Annotated in this window: 12 protein-coding genes; 7 read left to right on the forward strand and 5 right to left on the reverse strand. The window is 42.9% G+C overall.

Annotated elements, in window-relative coordinates; genetic code table 11:
- Positions 1 to 208: 208 nt before the first annotated feature.
- Complete coding sequence (locus F0145_RS16320; protein WP_150089843.1) at positions 209 to 1,117, reverse strand: aldo/keto reductase; 909 nt, start codon at positions 1,115 to 1,117, stop codon at positions 209 to 211.
- A 230-nt stretch (positions 1,118 to 1,347) separates the two neighbouring features.
- Between F0145_RS16320 and F0145_RS16325 the strand changes: the two genes are divergently transcribed.
- Both F0145_RS16325 and F0145_RS16330 read left to right on the forward strand, forming a co-directional pair.
- Entirely contained in the window at positions 1,348 to 1,614 is a 267-nt protein-coding gene (locus tag F0145_RS16325; RefSeq protein ID WP_150089845.1) for a TFIIB-type zinc ribbon-containing protein, read from the forward strand.
- A 234-nt stretch (positions 1,615 to 1,848) separates the two neighbouring features.
- Positions 1,849 to 3,183: a D-alanyl-D-alanine carboxypeptidase gene (locus F0145_RS16330; RefSeq protein WP_150089847.1), complete on the forward strand. Its 1,335-nt coding sequence runs from the start codon at positions 1,849 to 1,851 to the stop codon at positions 3,181 to 3,183.
- A 36-nt stretch (positions 3,184 to 3,219) separates the two neighbouring features.
- Here the strand turns inward: F0145_RS16330 and F0145_RS16335 are convergent, their stop codons facing one another.
- A complete protein-coding gene (locus F0145_RS16335; RefSeq protein ID WP_150089849.1) occupies positions 3,220 to 4,077 on the reverse strand; it encodes an alpha/beta fold hydrolase in 858 nt (285 codons plus the stop codon).
- A 212-nt stretch (positions 4,078 to 4,289) separates the two neighbouring features.
- On the opposite strand from F0145_RS16335, the gene F0145_RS16340 reads away from it, so the two are divergent.
- The 3 genes from F0145_RS16340 (at position 4,290) to F0145_RS16350 (ending at position 7,260) form a co-directional block, all read left to right on the forward strand.
- The gene (locus tag F0145_RS16340; RefSeq protein WP_150089851.1) at positions 4,290 to 4,688 is read left to right on the forward strand and encodes an acyl-CoA thioesterase; all 399 of its coding nucleotides are present in this window, start codon (positions 4,290 to 4,292) and stop codon (positions 4,686 to 4,688) included.
- A 66-nt stretch (positions 4,689 to 4,754) separates the two neighbouring features.
- Complete coding sequence (locus F0145_RS16345; protein ID WP_150089853.1) at positions 4,755 to 5,543, forward strand: DUF695 domain-containing protein; 789 nt, start codon at positions 4,755 to 4,757, stop codon at positions 5,541 to 5,543.
- A gap of 109 nt (positions 5,544 to 5,652) precedes the next feature.
- Positions 5,653 to 7,260 carry an AGE family epimerase/isomerase gene (locus F0145_RS16350; RefSeq protein WP_150089855.1) on the forward strand — a complete coding sequence of 536 codons (1,608 nt, stop codon included), beginning with the start codon at positions 5,653 to 5,655 and terminating at the stop codon, positions 7,258 to 7,260.
- 429 nt (positions 7,261 to 7,689) lie between these two features.
- Here F0145_RS16350 and F0145_RS16355 read toward each other — a convergent pair whose 3' ends face one another.
- Positions 7,690 to 9,552, reverse strand: a complete 1,863-nt coding sequence (locus tag F0145_RS16355) for a glycoside hydrolase family 2 protein (protein WP_150089857.1) — start codon at positions 9,550 to 9,552, stop codon at positions 7,690 to 7,692.
- A gap of 946 nt (positions 9,553 to 10,498) precedes the next feature.
- Positions 10,499 to 11,920, reverse strand: a complete 1,422-nt coding sequence (locus F0145_RS16360) for a Glu/Leu/Phe/Val family dehydrogenase (protein WP_150089859.1) — start codon at positions 11,918 to 11,920, stop codon at positions 10,499 to 10,501.
- Between the two features lie 210 nt (positions 11,921 to 12,130).
- Between F0145_RS16360 and F0145_RS16365 the strand changes: the two genes are divergently transcribed.
- A complete protein-coding gene (locus tag F0145_RS16365; RefSeq protein WP_150089861.1) occupies positions 12,131 to 14,785 on the forward strand; it encodes an alpha-L-rhamnosidase-related protein in 2,655 nt (884 codons plus the stop codon).
- A 72-nt stretch (positions 14,786 to 14,857) separates the two neighbouring features.
- On the opposite strand, the gene F0145_RS16370 is transcribed toward F0145_RS16365, so the two are convergent.
- Entirely contained in the window at positions 14,858 to 15,451 is a 594-nt protein-coding gene (locus tag F0145_RS16370; RefSeq protein WP_190277570.1) for a porin family protein, read from the reverse strand.
- A 358-nt stretch (positions 15,452 to 15,809) separates the two neighbouring features.
- On the opposite strand from F0145_RS16370, the gene F0145_RS16375 reads away from it, so the two are divergent.
- A complete protein-coding gene (locus F0145_RS16375; protein WP_150089865.1) occupies positions 15,810 to 16,835 on the forward strand; it encodes a UDP-glucose--hexose-1-phosphate uridylyltransferase in 1,026 nt (341 codons plus the stop codon).
- Positions 16,836 to 17,040 lie beyond the last annotated feature (205 nt).

A 17,040-nucleotide genomic window follows, 5' to 3' on the forward strand; every position in this document is an offset into this window, starting at 1 on the left:
AACTATAGGAGGGATATTAATTTTGAGTATTTTGAATATTATACTGGTTGATAAGGAAGAAACTATTTGTAGCCCGCCGGAGGGGTTGATAAATTGTTCAGCTGAATAAATTTCAAATTTCTAATGCACAGCCATAGTCTAACACTAATATTATAACTTAATTTTAGCTGCTTAGAAAACTAATAAATTAACTTCTTCTGATTAATTATTACCGGTGCTGATCATAAATATTGGGCGGAAGAACCCGGGCTAAATCTTGTCTTGTTTCGGTGGGTAACGGGCTGGTGTGTAAAACTTGCAGGGCGTCTTTTAACTGCGCTTCAGTACGAATGCCCAACACCGCGGTAGTAACAGCCGCATTGCCCAGTACATATTTTACAGCTACTGCCGCGGCATTAATATTTTGGTTGGTGCTTTGGGCTACTGCTTTTGCCATTTTCTCTACTTCTAACGAACTGTAGCTTAAATATTCTTTGGGGGTTTTGCCGGCGAGTAAACCTTGCGCCAGACTGCCCCGGGCCAGTACACTAATCTGGTTTTCCTGTAACAAATCTAAACAAGTTTCTTCGGGCCGCCGGTCCAGCAAGCTGTACTGCATCATTACACTTGCTATATGCGAGCGTTTTACATATTCCCGAATTACATTGGGCCGGATAGAGGAAATGCCGTATTCCCGGATTTTTCCCTGCTCTTTTAAAAGCTCGAAGGCTTCTATGGTTTCATCAATGGGGTCGTTGAGGGTGCCGCCGTGGAGTAGGTACAAGTCCAGGTAATCGGTTTGGAGGCGTTGCAAACTTTTTTCAACGGCTTGTAAAATATACGCCTTGGTTGGGTTCCAGTCCCAGCCGCTGCCATCGGGCCGCCATTGGTTGCCCACTTTACTCGCAATTATTACTTGCTTCCTAATATTTTTCAAAGCCTTACCCACCGATTTTTCATTTTCGCCTTTTTGGTATAAATCTGCGGTATCAAAAAAATTAATACCTTGTTCAAAAGCCTGGCGTAACAAATATTCATTTTGTGCCTGATCTGCTCCCAACGACATACAACCAAAACTTACCGGACTAACCTCAATTTCGGATTTACCTAGCTTTTTATAATTATTTAATTTATTCATAAACGAGAGTAGCTTTTCTGTGCTTCCGTAATAAAAACAAACATACGGTAACCGGGCAAATAGGTATAAAATAGCAGGTTTATAAAATATTGCAGTAATATTTTGGGCAAGTGGTAAGCAGGTAAATTTTCGGAATTAAAAATAAATGCGGCTTTTTGCAGTTCTAAACCTAAGCAAATGCCTGTTTATAATTGCTTTTAGTTAAAAATTATTAAAAAAATAGATTGCTTATGAAATGTCCTGTATGTAACGAAACCTTGATGATGACTGATAAACAAGGAGTTGAAATAGATTATTGCCCTAATTGCCGGGGTGTTTGGCTGGATAGGGGTGAACTGGAAAAAATATTGGAACGCTCCGGAACGCATTACTCAGATAAAAAAAATTACGATAAAGATTACAAACGCTACGGCTACGACCAATACAATAGTTCGTCGCAACACCACCCGCATAAGAAAAAGAAATCTTTTTTAGACGATTTTTTTGACTTTGGGTAAACACAACAATAGCAGGAGCCGCTTAAAAAGCGGCTCTTTTTATTTTAAGCCTAGTATTGTAATTCGTAAGCTGCCATAAACACCAGGTAAAATCATCGTAGCTTAGTTTTGACTTAAAAAATGATTGTGTTGGGAAGGTGGCAGTAAGCAATATTTTTTCTTAATTCGGGTATAAAACACCGGTTAATGTTATTTCAGAATCGAATATTAGGGGCTCCGTTATTATCTGTTTTTATGTTATTTTTTTTGCTGGCTTGTAAAACGCTTAAAACCGCGCCCACGGTTACGCCAGCACCAGAACTAATTCCAGTAACAGTAGCGCCACCTGTATACGGACCGGCCATAATAAAACAACGCATAACCGAGTCGCCGGTATTGCAACAAAGTTTTGTAGGTTTTGCCCTTTACGATCCGCAGCTAAACCAAATGGTGGTAGAACATAACACCAGTAAATATTTTGTGCCCGCCTCTAATACCAAGCTGTTTACCTTATACGCCAGCCTGAAAATGCTTCCCGATACCCTTCCGGCTTTAAAATATGCGGTCCGCGGCGATTCGCTGTTATTCTGGGGAACCGGCGATCCTACTTTTACCCACATGGATTTAAAAAATTCGCTGGCTTACGATTTCCTGAAAAACCGCCGCGAAAAACTGTATTACCTGGAAGCGCCTTTTACCAGCACACCGTTTGCCGTAAATTGGGGTTGGGACGATTATAGTTATTATTACCAGCCGGAGCGCAATGTTTTTCCGGTGCACGGCAATATTGTAAAGTTTACCCGCAAAACCCTAGGAGCATACGCCACCACGCCGCGCTTCTTTAAAAAAAATATTAAAACCAATACTGCTTTGCTCCCGCAACGCGATGCTTTTAAGCGGGCCTGGCGTACCAACGATTTTACCTTTTACCCCAAACACGCTAACCCTGGTTTTTCAGTAGAAGTACCCTTTATTACTTCGCCCGAATTAACAGTAAAGCTGCTGGCCGATACTTTAAAACGGCCTGTAAAGTGGGTAAAGCGAGCCATTCCTGCAACGTATAAAATATTGCCCGGTTTACCCATTGATACCGTGTTGAAGCGGATGATGCAGGTAAGCGATAATTTACTAGCCGAACAATTAATGGTTTTGGGTTCCGGCACGCTATCGGATACACTCTCGGTAGAGCGGGCCATTAAGCATGCCTTAAAAACTTACTTAACCGATTTACCGGACACGCCGGTTTGGGTAGATGGGTCGGGTTTATCGAGCATGAATATGTTTACGCCCCGGAGTGTTATTTATGTGTTGCAGAAATTATTGCAGGAACGTTCGCCGGAAAAATTATTGCCTTTACTGGCGGTAGGTGGCCGGCCGGGTACGTTCCGGAATATTTACAAAGCCGAGGTGCCGTTTGTTTTTGGTAAATCGGGCTCTTTGTCGCACGTGTACAACCAGAGCGGCTACCTCTTAACCAAGAGCGGTAAAATATTGCTCTTTAGTTTTATGAATAATAATTATCGGGTGCCCACGGCCAATCTCCGGAACGAAATGGAAAAGATTGTAACCGAAATTCACGAAAAATATTAACCTGCTTTTCAAGCAAATATTTATTAGAGCAAAATATTAATCAGGCTGTTGTATAAACTTGTATATCAGGTTGTTTATCTGGTGCGGATATTCGTGGTGCAGCCAGTGGGTAGCGTTCGGCAGAAAAACCAGTTCGGCGTGCCGGCACATTGCTTTACTGGGTTCGGCCATGGCGGCGTTCAGAAAAGAATCTTTCTTGCCCCAGATTAATAAAGTAGGCACCTTAATCTGTTCCTGAGAATTATACGGCTGGTATTTATAAGCGCGGTACCAGTTGAGCATAGAGCGTAAGGCTTTTGGTTTGCGCCAGGCTTCTTTGTATTGCACAAAATCTTCTTTCGAAAACGTGTGGGGCAAAGCCGATTTAAGCATGGTAGTTTTTAATAATTTAAAGTTAAAAGCCCGGTTGCTTATTTCGGGTAAAAACGGCAACTGAAAAAATGCCGCGTACATACTTTTAAAAACTTGTTTCGGGTTTTTGCGCAAATGCTTATGAAATACTAAGGGGTGCGGCATATTTAAAATTACCAGCTTTTCGAGCAGTTGCGGATAATGCGCCGCCACCGACCAAGCCACCGCAGCACCCCAATCGTGACCTACCAGCACTACTTTCTCGTGGGTTTGTTGCTGAATAAACTGGGCTATATCGGCGGTGAGGTGGGGCAGGGTATACGCTTTTACGCCGCCCGGCTTGCTGCTGCGGTTATAACCGCGCTGGTCGGGGGCAATAGCCCGAAAACCTTTATCGGCAAAATAGGGCAACTGCTGGTGCCAGGCGTACCAATGCTCCGGAAAGCCGTGCAAAAAAATAATGATTTTACCCTGAGGGTTACCGGTTTCTGCCGCATTTAAATAAATACAATTGACCTCGTGTAATTTTTCTTTTATTTGCATAGGCAATCATACTCCAAAAAACAACTCCAGGATACTTAGTCGCTAGCTTAAACTGGCTTTTTTTGCATTAAAAGCCCTGTTCAGGTTATTGAGAAAGTATTATAGTTGCTGTTAATATTTGTAAATATTACTTTCCTTAAGCTTTAGAATATTTAACAGGTTTAATACCAACTTTCGTATAACCGGCGAAACTTTAACCCACAGCAGCTTAAATGAAAACCGATAGCGCAGCCTTTAAACACACCATAAAAGTACAGGAGCCAGATATTGATGAGCTAGGTCACGTAAATAATGTGGTTTACCTGCGCTGGGTGCAAGAAGTAGCCACGGCCCATTGGAACTTTGCCGCTCCCCAACAACTAAAAGAAATATATACCTGGGTGGTAATCCGGCACGAGATAGATTATTATAGTCCGGCTTTTTTAGGCGATGAAATTATTGGTTACACTTGGGTTGGGGAACATCAGGGAGCCAAGTTCGATAGATTTGTAAAGCTCTGCCGGGCCGGTAACGAGAAAGTATTGGCCGAAGCCAAAACTACCTGGTGTTTACTGGATGCGAAAACCATGCGTCCCCGCCGGATTGAACAGGATGTTTTAAGTATTCTTTAAAATTACTGTACATTCCTGGAAATTGGTAAAACATAAGCGATACAGAGCATCAACATTAAATTATTTATGCAAGACAAAGAAATAAGCAGTTTAAAAGAGCAATACCAAGAAGAATGGGATTTCTATTTTAGTAATGTTGATGATATTTTTTCCTCTATTGCTGTTGATCTAGGATTAATAAAAATTGCACCAGTTAAGACGCAGCCCAATGTTCTTTGGATAACAATAAAAATGAATGACCAAAGAACAGATGGTCTCTCCTCATCAGGTGAGTTTGAGGTTCTTTCCGCCATCGAGGATATACTAGTTGAAAATATTAAAGCTGATTTTGAAGCAACTCATGTTGGCAGATTAACAGCTAATGGTTACCGCGACATCTACTTTTATGTTGGAGAAACTACCCACGTAGAGAAAGCCATTTCTGAAGCAATGCTGCGGTTTCCGGATTATGAATATGAGTACGGAACGAAATTAGATGAGGAATGGAACGGGTTTTTCAATTTTTTATATCCCTCACCTTGGCAACTCCAAAGCATCCAGAATAGAAGAGTAATTGATAATTTGGAAGAAAACTGTGATTCGTTAATAAAAGAGAGACCTGTTGATCACTGGATATACTTCAAATCACAAACTGACAGAGAAGCATATCTTGCAAAAGTAACAGAAGAAGGATTTATGGTGATTTCTCAAGAGTTTATAGCTGAAATGGTCGATTTCCCTTACTCTTTGCACATTAGTAGAATAGACAAAGTTGACCAGAGCAGCATAGATGATTGTGTATACTTTCTTTGGGAATCAGCACAAGAACATAACGGTGACTATGACGGTTGGGAAACATCAATCGAGACTAATTAGAAATCGCTTTTACCTACATATTTTTCTTTAAGAATTTAGTTGAAAGCAAACACGATATATTTAATTTATTTTTAGTGTTCCTGAATTAACATTTATCCATAGCTGAACCATGAAGCAATTTTACTTTGCCAGCGGCGCATTTTCGTTTATAGCAGTCCTTTGTTTGTTTGCTTTTAAACCAGTTCAGGACGATAGAACGGCGTTGGCTACGGTTATCGAAAAATCTATTCAGAGCAATATGCTGAATAGCTGGTATCCGCAGGCGGTAGATAAAGAGTTTGGTGGTTTTCTGAGCTCTTTTTCTTATGATTTTAAGCCTACCGGCACCCAGGATAAAATGATTGTTACGCAATCGCGGCACGTTTGGTCCAATGCCAAGGCTTCAATATTATACCCCGAAGTAGCGCATTATAAAAGCAGTGCGGCGCATGGTTTTGCCTTCCTGAAAAACAAAATGTGGGATAAAACCTACGGCGGTTTTTATACTTTGGTCGATAGGCAAGGTCAGGCAAAAAAAGGCAGTTTTGCGGCTAAAGAAGCCTACGGCAATGCCTTTGGCATATTTGCTTTAGCTGCTTATTACCAGGCTTCCGGCGATACCAGTGCCTTAAACCTGGCCAAAAAAGCTTTTTACTGGCTCGAAAAAAATAGCCACGATCCGGTACACAAAGGTTATTTCCAGCATTTGGAGCTGAACGGTAAACCTATTCGCCGCACCAAAGAAGTACCTTCTACTTCGGACTTGGGCTACAAAGACCAAAACAGTTCTATTCACTTGCTGGAGGCTTTTTCGGAATTGTACCTGGTTTGGCCCGACCCGCTGGTACGCCAGCGTTTACAGGAAATGCTCTTGCTGATTCGGGATAGAATTACCGCTCCGCCGGGTTATTTAGTATTATTTCTGCAACCCGATTGGCGTCCCGTATCTTTCCGAGATTCGTCTGAGGCCGTTATCCTGAAGCACCGTAACCTGGATCATGTTTCTTTTGGGCACGATGTGGAAACGGCTTACTTAATGCTGGAGGCCTCGCACGTGCTGGGTTTAAAAGAAGATGCCGCCACCATGACCGTAGCCAAACGCATGGTTGATCATGCCTTAGCCAATGGCTGGGACAACCAGGTAGGCGGATTTTACGACGAAGGGTATTATTTTAAAGGTCAGCCTATATTAAAAATAATTCGGGATACGAAGAACTGGTGGGCACAGGCCGAGGGGCTGAATACTTTGTTGCTGATGGCTGACCATTACCCCAAAGATCAACATAATTATTACGCAAAGTTCCGGCAGCTTTGGGATTACATCGATAAAAACTTAATCGATCACCAGTACGGCGATTGGTACGCGGGCGGCTTAGACAAAGAACCCCAACTAAAAACCGCTTTAAAAGGCCACATCTGGAAGGCCAATTACCACCAGTTCCGTTCGCTGGCGAACTGCGTGCAGCGCTTACAACCCGATAAAACAGCGCCTTCGGTGCCGGGCAAATTAATTGCCAGTACTCAGCAAAATACCGTGGTGCTAAAGTGGGAGCCCGCCCGCGACAACCGGACTTTGTTGGGCTACCAAATATACCAGAGTGGGCAGCGGGTAGGTTTTACGCCTTTAACTTCGTTTACGCTTACGAGTAATAAAAACTTAAAAGGCCAGAAGATATCCGTAAGAGCCGTTGATTTACAAGGCAATTTATCTGCCCCGGCCAATCAGGTTGTCATGTAGGTTCTGAAATTCAGGAGAAATATTCGGGCTGAAAATCATTGGGGGTAATTGCACCAGCCTGAATCTGAATGAGCAGCATACCGGGTTATTAACCAAAAAGCCTCAGCGTTATCGCTGAGGCTTTTTAAGGTATGAAAACATAGACAGGGAACATGTAAGGCTATAAAAGGAAGTGTTGTAAATTACTTAATTAAGAATTATTTTAATTTAATACGCACATATTCAATTAAATAAGCTTTTGTTGTTAATTGTTTACACTAATAATTTAATGCTGTTCTTACTAAGCTGCCCTTCTATTACCTAGTCGTAGTAAATAATCAAATGGTTGCCTGCCTAACAAAATAATTACTCAATATTTTATTCGGTTGCTGTTTAGAGAGCCGCATTTAAGGAACGACTTTTTGGATTAATTTATACATTTTAGCTGCTTTACTTACTTGTTCCCGAAGGTAGTTCCGGTTGAATGGGATTGCGGGAGTTAAGCAGGTCGGCAGGTACACTTAATTCGCCGGTGTGGGCATCAATCAGGCCGTTGCGTTCGTCTTCTATGTTGGTGGCCTGGGTATAAACATCGCCGGCAATGGGCCGCAACCGCAATTCTTTTTTAAATTGCCGGATGCGCTCGGCCCGTTCTTCTGAATCTTTAGGACCACCATAATCCGGGAACCCGAAGCCGCCCCATTCGCTAACAACCAGGGGTACCTGTCCGCGGTAAAAAAACGGATCGCCCACTACTAATGGGTGCGCCGCAACTCCTTCTAACTGGCCGTTAGTCAGCATATCTAATAGTTCCTGCCACCTGGTTAAATCCGGAGTGTATAAATGGGCAGTTAATAAATCTGATTTTAACCGGCCTTCCAAAGATACATGCTTCCAGCCATCGTTATCTACTACCAAAAACTGCGGATGATAGATGAGCATGTAATGATACATATCAATAATATACTGGCGGGTAGCCGGGTTAGAAGCAATATCTTCGGCCCCCCAATCTTCGTTGTACAAACTCCAGATAATAACCGAGGGGTTTGTTTCAATCAAAGCCAGCATCCTTATTAATTCGGCCTGATGGTTTTGGCGGCTTAATTGCGTAGAACTATGCGGACTTGGTACTTCTACCCACAACAACAAACCAATTTCATCGGCCAGATTATAAATGCGCGGATCTACGCCGGCAATGTGCACCCGCACCAAGTTACAACCCAGTTCTTTCATGGCATATAAGTGCCGTTTTGTTTCTTCGTAAGTAGAATTACCGGGCTGGTAAAGAATGCCATCGAGGTAAATTTGCTGGTTATTCAGGTAAATATAACGGCCACGGGATTCTACTTTGCGCAGCCCAAAATGAGCCCGAATGGCAGCTATATTGCCGTCTGCATCTATTAATTGGGCTATCAGGCAGTAAAGGTTGGGTTCTTCCGGCGACCAGAGTTTTGCGCCGGGCACTTCTAAAACCAGCCGCTGTTGCTTCTGGCCTTTATCCAGGTGCAACACAAAATCGGAGGTAGCCAGCGGGTCACCATCATTCTTATTATGTTCGTAAATATTCAGCCTGATGGTATATTGGCCAGGATCGTGAATGCGGGTAGTTAAATTAAAGCGTACCAAATAATCTTCTACTACGCTCATTACGCCCACCCGCGACCTTAGCCGATTGCGCTCTATGGTTTCGAGCCACACACTGCGCACCGCGCCGGTATGGGTTTGGTACCAAATGCCGCCCCGTTTATAAACGTGCGATTCTTGCTTACCCCGCGGAATTTCCGCGTCCAAAGAGTCGGCTATGCGTACTGTTAGCCGGTTTATTGGTTGCAATATTTCTTCAAGTAATTCGTACGAAAACGAAGTGTATTCGCCATAATGAATTTCTTCTCCTTCAATGGTGGTAAGTAAATTGCCGTTTAGCCACACCCGCGTTTCGTAGCCGCAAGCCCCAAACGTAAGCTGAAACATGGTTTGTCCGTTGGCTTCATCTTTATCGGGTAAGGCAAATTCCCGTTCGTACCACACAATTACTTCGTCTTGCCAGGCTTTTTGCTGGTGGTCTTTTGCTTCGGCTAAATGGCCTTCTACCGAGCCGGGCCAGGTTGCGGTATGTTCATAATGGTGTTCCAGGTACCATTTTTCGGTTAATCCCCGGTCACCGGAATCAAAAGCAAATTGCCATTCGCCGTCGAGTAACAAAAAAGAATTTGTCCGGAGTACCGACCGGGGCAACGGGTTTTGTTCTTCTTCCGCAAGTATTACATCTTCTTTACTTTCGGACAAGCTTAAATTCGGCAGTTTGGCGGTCATGCGGTTTAGGTTTATGAAGGATTTAAGTAGAGATGAAAGGTATTGTGGTAATCAGCATTGATACGTAAAGAACCTGCTATATGGTTTTAATTATATATAACTTAAGAATAATATCGTATTTGCCCTACGCAACCACACTATAAATGAATTTCCAAAAGTGTAATATTAAATATTATAGCACCGGAAAATAGCTAATTTAGATAGTTAAACAGATTGCCTATTTTGCCATTCCCATCTGCACTAAGCAGTGAATATTAAATATATTTTGATAACCTAAGTGAATTTAGTAGGTCATCTACTGCAACTTTGTATTATATTATTATATAACTAAGTAGTTGAAAATTTATAAACAGTTAAAGTTTAATCATGAAAATGATTAAATAGTATTGATTTTAATGAAAATTAAATTTTCGCTTTTTAGAAATTATTGTTTATGCTTTTTCTAAATAAATAATGTTACGCAAAATTTTCTCATTAATAATTTATTTGCATAAGGCACTCACTCGTATCATTCAGGAGGAAAATATTAAGTAGGTAACCAAATAATATTTTCCTAAATAACACGAATGATTTGCTTATAACTCCTTTTTAAATCTGTGTAACAATAGTTTTATAGTACTAAGCAGGAAAGTAATATTTTCTATTTTCTTATATTACAATAAATGAAATGTTGCTCAAATTCTAAATTATAGTTGATAATTTTAAATTTTAAATAAATATTATTTGGGTAATAGCAGTAGCCTAATTATTAACAAATTGAATTAATGAATTATCCGTACTGTTGAAATTTTACATAATTTTGCTATAAAGTAATTATTTGATGATATATTTTATAATTCTGATAATCTGATTACTATATTAAAATATTAAACTAACACTAAAAGCAACAGCCTTCTTTTATGAGATTAAAAAGAAGGCTGTTTAGCTTTTATTAATTTGCTGATTATTACGGGAAAATACCCAAAGACATATAGCTCACCGAAATTTTTTGAATAGCATCAAAAAAGGCCGCGGTGCGCAAATCGTTAATGCCAGGGTTGCGGTGCATGACGTCTCTAATCTCGTGGTAAGCCAGAATCATGGTGTCTTCTAAACCCGACCGAACTAAATCAACTTCATCGGCTCCGTGAATTACCATTTGGCGTTCTTTGGCGCTAATAGAGTGGCCCGTGTGCGATTCAATGGTATCTACAATGCGGCGCAAACTGGCTTCTTCCGCCCGTTTACCCATGCGTCCAAATCGCACATTCGATATGTTTTTCAACCATTCAAAATAAGAAACCGTAACGCCACCGGCATTTAAGTATAAGTCCGGAATTATAAAAATGCCTTTTTTGAGCAATATTTTTTCTCCGTCTTGGGTAATTGGTCCGTTGGCGCCTTCGGCAATAATTTTGGCTTTCACGTGCGCTGCATTCGTATGATCTATTTGGTTTTCGAGCGCGGCAGGTAACAGTATGTCGCATTCGTAGGTTAGTAAATCCAGCGAATTAGTTACGTTGGTAGCACCCGGAAAATCGAGGATAGAACCGGTACTTTTCCGGTGCAGAAAGGCCGCTTCTAAATCCAGTCCATCCGGATTAAATATGCCGCCCTCGCGTTCGGCAATACCTGTAATAATAACCCCTTCCTGCATGCAGAAATGAGCAGCGTGGTAACCCACATTCCCCAAACCCTGCACAATCATGCGTTTACCATTCAGGCCCGGCGAAATATTTAGTTGCTTCAGAATTTCGGTATCCTGTAAAGCTTCGCGCAAGCCGTAAAAAATACCCAAACCCGTAGCCTCCGTCCGGCCCCGGATGCCACCCTGACCAACCGGCTTACCGGTTACCGAACCGAGCGCATTGGTTTCGCCGTGTTTAAAGGTGTGGTAAGTGTCGGCAATCCAGGCCATTTCGCGGCTGCCGGTACCGTAGTCGGGCGCCGGTACATCTACGCCGGGGCCAATTAAGTTTTTCTTAATTAACTCGCTGGCATAGCGCCGGGTAACTTTTTCCAATATTTCAACGGGGGTAGTGCGGGGATTAATTTTTATTCCGCCTTTTGCCCCGCCAAACGGCACATCAACCAAAGCGCATTTAAAAGTCATGAGGGTGGCCAGGGCAATTACCTCATCTTCGTCTACGTGCATGCTGTAGCGAATACCGCCTTTGGTGGGCAGTTTATGGTGGCTGTGCTGGGCTCTAATGCCTTCATACACAATTACTTTTCCGTCTGCTTCTACCGGAAAATTTACTTTATAAACGCTGTTGCAGATTTTAATTTGTTCCAGAATACCCGGGTCAATATTGGTGTGCCGGGCGGCTTCATCAAAATAGTGGTGGACACTGTTTAAGAAATGTTTTCCCTCGCTTTCTTTATTCATAGTTTATGGGATATAGTTATAGCACTATAGTAACGGGTGGCAAGCGGTATTGTTTTATCAAGGCTGGTTCAAAATATTTGCGGTTTGAGAACCCGCTAAGTTTAATTTATTAATTCTGGTGCAAAACTTTTAGTTTCGCATAACCTTGGCTTAAAAGTTCGTATAGACCAAAAAAATATCTATTTATCCTGATAGATTTTAAATTCTTTTATGCATTCAGTACCCATTTCAACTTCTTCATCCGGTAAGCTAATTTTTCAGTCTGAGCGTTTTGCTGTGTTCTCCAACAAGGTGGTGCAGGATAATTACGAGGCGCGGGCGTTGTCCCGGACCGAGCTCATCTCGAACTATAAAAGCCCGGCTAATACGCATAAGTCGCCGCGCATTTATTTTAAATTTAGCCTGAACGGGTTCGATAACGAAATGGAATGGGGCGAAGATCATATTATTCACTGTTTAGCCACCAATGGAATTTGCGAAGCGCCCATTATAAAATTTGGCCAGCGGTTTATCGATACCTCGCCGGTGCCCGCTGATGCCATGTTGGCGCCGCATACCAGGTTAAAACTGCGCCTCGATTTGCGCGAGGTGTTAACTTCTTTTCAGCAAAAAGGATTTTTTACTACTTACAATGGCACCAAAATATTTCGCCACGATTTTAAAGGGGTTTTTGTAGCCGGCAGCGTGCCGCCCTTGTCCTGGAATTTCGATAGATTAGGCTTTCAGAAAGATGTACAACTGCACGACGCCGATGGCAGTGGCATTTACGAAATTGAGCTCACGCTTAACCCGCCGGATGAGCCGGACGTGCCCATTCGCCGGTGGGAGTTAAGCCGCAATATTGCTGATTATCCGCAGTACGAATCGGATTATACGTTGCTGGATGCTTTGTATAATTTATCACTGGAAGAAATGGAGAAAGATGTGGAGCCGGATAATACGTTCCGGACCGGTCTGGAATGGGCCGGCGTCTGGACGCGCGATGTAAGTTACAGCACCATTTTGGCCATGGCGGTGCTGCGGCCCGATATTGCCCAAAACAGTTTACTGCATAAAGTTAAAAACAATCGCATTATTCAGGATACTGGTACCGGCGGGGCTTATCCGGTATCTACCGACCGGCAAATTTGGGCGGTGGCGGCCTGGGAAATATTTAAAGTTACCGGCGATCAAGGTTGGCTCCAAACGGCTTACACCATTATCCGGCAATCTATTACCGATGATGAACACAATATTTACGATGGCCAGACGGGGCTGGTGCGCGGCGAATCTTCTTTCCTGGATTGGCGCGAACAAACCTACCCCGATTGGATGCAGCCCGCCGATATTTTTGAATCTATCTGTTTAAGTACCAATGCAGTACATTATGCGGCTAATTGGGTATTGGCCCAAATGGCCGAATTGTTAGGCGATAAACCGGCGGCAGTAAAATACGCCGAGCAAGCCGAAGATATTAAAACCGAAATAAATGACCGGTTGTGGTTACCCGAAAAGAAATATTACGGGCAATATTTGTACGGCCGGCTATTTAAAACTTTATCGCCGCGGGCCGATGCCTTAGGCGAAGCGCTGTGCGTATTGTTTAATATTGCCGATCCGGCGCAACAGCAGGAAATTGTAGCCAATACGCCGGTAAACCACTTTGGCACTACCAATATTTACCCCCAAATTCCGGATATCCCGCCTTACCATAATAACGCGGTCTGGCCTTTTGTGCAGGCCTTCTGGACAATGGCTACGGCCAAAGCTGGCAACGAAAATGCTTTAATGCAGGGTTTAGCCGCGCTTTACCGCCCCACCGCTTTGTTTTTAACCAATAAAGAAAACTATGTTGCATCGGATGGTGATTTTGCCGGCACCGAAATTAATTCCGACGAAATGTTATGGAGCTTGTCGGGGAACTTAAGTGCGGTTTACAAAATATTATTTGGTTTGGAATTTGGGCCTGATAAATTAATATTTAAACCCTTTGTACCGGCCGCTTTAAAAGGCAACCATAAGCTCACCAATTTCCGGTACCGGCAAGCGCAACTCGATATTCATCTTACCGGTTATGGCAACATTATCAGGTCGGTAAGTTTAAACGACCAAATATTAGATACTCCCGAAATACCGGCCACTTTAATGGGTAAAAATATTATCCGGATTACTTTGGCTAATGCCACGCCCGCATCTGGGCCATTTAACCTGGCGCCTGAATTATTTTCGCCGGCTGCGCCATTTGTTACTTACCAAGACCAGGTGCTTAGCTGGCTTCCGGTACCAGGAGCCGCGTATTACAAAGTGCTGAAAAACGGGAAAGTATTTGCGAATATCCAGCAGAACCAAGTACAAATTACACCCGAAGAAGTAGCCGAATACCAGGTTATTGCGGTAGATAATTTAAATGTTGAATCTTTTGCGAGTGAGCCGCTTCTGGTTGTACCTCCCGATAAAACCTGGATTTACGAAGCCGAAGATTTTGGCGAATCAGGCGAAATGGTTAGTACTGATTATTCCGGCAACGGCTTTGCAGAAATTAGCCAGCAGCTTAACCGCCAGCTGGTTTTTACGGTTAACTTGCCAATCGGTGGGCGTTATGCGCTGGACTTCAGATACGCCAACGGCAACGGTCCGGTAAATACCAATAATAAATGCGCCTTAAGAACACTAAAATTTGAAGCCGATGTGTTGGGAACGGTGGTGTTTCCGCAGCGCGGCGATAACCATTGGGCCGATTGGGGTTACAGCAATGCTATTCTGGCGCACTTGCCACCCGGCAATCACCAAATTTGTCTTTCTTTCGAACCAGCCAATGAAAACATGGATGGCGAAATAAACCAAGCCCTCATTGATTATTTGCGCATTATTAAAGTAGATGCGTAAAGCCAGCTTTAGCTTTTGGCAAATAATTTCTGATACAAAAAAAGTAAGCCCCGGAATTCGGGGCTTATTATTTTAATGGGTATGGCGGGCATTGTTGTAGTTAAATAAGTAAAAAACACCTATCTGACCCAGGTTGTTTTTAATTGGGTTGCGGGGCGGAACGTCGTTAATATTGGTTAAGCCAAACAGCCACCGGAAATCGGCACCAAAACCGGTACGGCTAACAAAGCTAAGGCCGGCGGCCAGCGAGAAATCAACAGCTTCGTAATTTTCTTTAATGTTAAAACGGTTATCGTCCTTGTCCTGTCTTTTGGCACCTACCAAAAAGCCAACCTGCGGACCTGCTTGTAACCTAAAACCATCTCCAAACATATATTGCCCCATTACCGGCACGGCAATATAGTTTACATGGCGTTTTTCTTCTGAATTCTCTAGTTTCCCGCCTTGGTTCGAATACAATAATTCCGGCTGAACGGCAAATTGGCGGGTAACATGAATGTGCGCCAGTCCGCCCACGTGCAGGCCTACTTTGTAATCGTAAACATCCTGGTTCTTAACTTTCAGGGTAGAGGTGTTTAGGCCGGCTTTAAGGCCAAAATGGGTTCGCTGCGCCTGAGCCAGATTAAAAGAAAATACGGCAATGGTTAAAAGAAGAATTTTTTTCATAGTTAAACAGGTTAAAACGGGCATTTGCACATGAATCACGCATTTCGCGTAAAAAGGTTAATTATTAAAGTTAAACCTCATAGGTTTTACCTTAATTTGGCGGCAAAGTTATCGGTTTTAATTTAGGTAAAACCTTAACTTTAGGTGTGCAGCCAGCAGGAATTAAATAAAGGCAGGTTTAAATGCGGTAGTATTTTAAATACTTTTTACCCAACCGAAGAACTTGTCCGGAAAAATATTGACGTAAAATATTGCCTTTAAATGCACTACGGGAACACGCCTATTTAATTTTGAAATATTTAAATAACCGTTAATCGGGTTTACGCCGTTTTAAGAAAACAACCGCTGTTATAAAACTATGAATACATTCGATTTAACCGAACATCCTCACCGCCGTTTTAATGCCTTAACCGGCGAATGGCTTTTAGTGTCGCCGCACCGCTCCAAGCGCCCCTGGCAAGGCCAACAAGAAGAAATTCCGAAAGAAGAGCGGCCGCAGTACGACCCTAAATGTTATTTGTGCCCGGGCAACGTGCGGGCCAATGGCGAGTACAACCCGCCTTATACCCAAACATTTGTTTTCGATAATGATTTTGGCGCGCTGCAAGCCGATGTGCCTGCCGGTAATTTCCAGAAAGGTAACTTGTTAAAAGCCGAAGCCGAACGTGGCATTTGCCGGGTTATTTGCTTTTCGCCGCGCCACGACCTTACACTAACCGATATGGAAGTAGCCGAAATTAAAAAAGTGGTAGATGTTTGGCAACAGCAATACGAAGAATTAGGGGCGCTCGACTTTATTAACTACGTGCAAATTTTTGAGAATAAAGGCGCTGTTATGGGCAGCAGCAATCCGCACCCGCACGGCCAAATTTGGGCCCAGAGCGCGGTACCGGTGGAGCCCGCTAAAGAAACCGCGCAGCAACAAGCTTATTTTCAGGAACACGGCCGCAGCCTTTTAACGGATTACCTGGCCCTGGAACTGGAAGAAAACAAACGCATAGTGCTGGAAACCACCGCCTTTGTGGCTTTAGTGCCTTTCTGGGCTGTGTGGCCTTTCGAAACAATCATAATTCCGAAGCGCCACTTTGGCGATATTTTGCAAATGACCGAGGCCGAAAAAGCAGATTTCGCTCAAATAATAAAAGAATTATCAACGGTATACGACAAGCTTTTTGGTGTAGCTTTCCCGTATTCGGCGGGGATGCACCAATGCCCAACCGATGGGCAAGACCACCCGGAATGGCACTTTCACATGCATTTTTATCCGCCCTTGCTCCGGTCGGCAACGGTAAAAAAATTTATGGTAGGTTACGAAATGTTGGGCAACCCGCAGCGTGATATTACCCCGGAATCGGCGGCGGAACGGTTGCGGAGCTTACTTTAAAATAACCAGAATTTTGGAAATTTAGCTTTGTACGTATAAAAGCCTATTTCGCTTTGTATGCTGCCTTTGGTTATAAGCAACTATTTACTTCAGCAAGCCTTTAATCTTTTAGATTGAAGGCTTTTTTATTTATTTTATTTTTAGAATAATTTATTCCAAGGCTTGATGTATATGGTTGATAATCAATAATATATTTATGATTTGA

The sequence above is a fragment of the Adhaeribacter rhizoryzae genome, assembly GCF_008629685.1.
In the GTDB taxonomy this organism is placed as follows: Bacteria; Bacteroidota; Bacteroidia; order Cytophagales; family Hymenobacteraceae; genus Adhaeribacter; species Adhaeribacter rhizoryzae.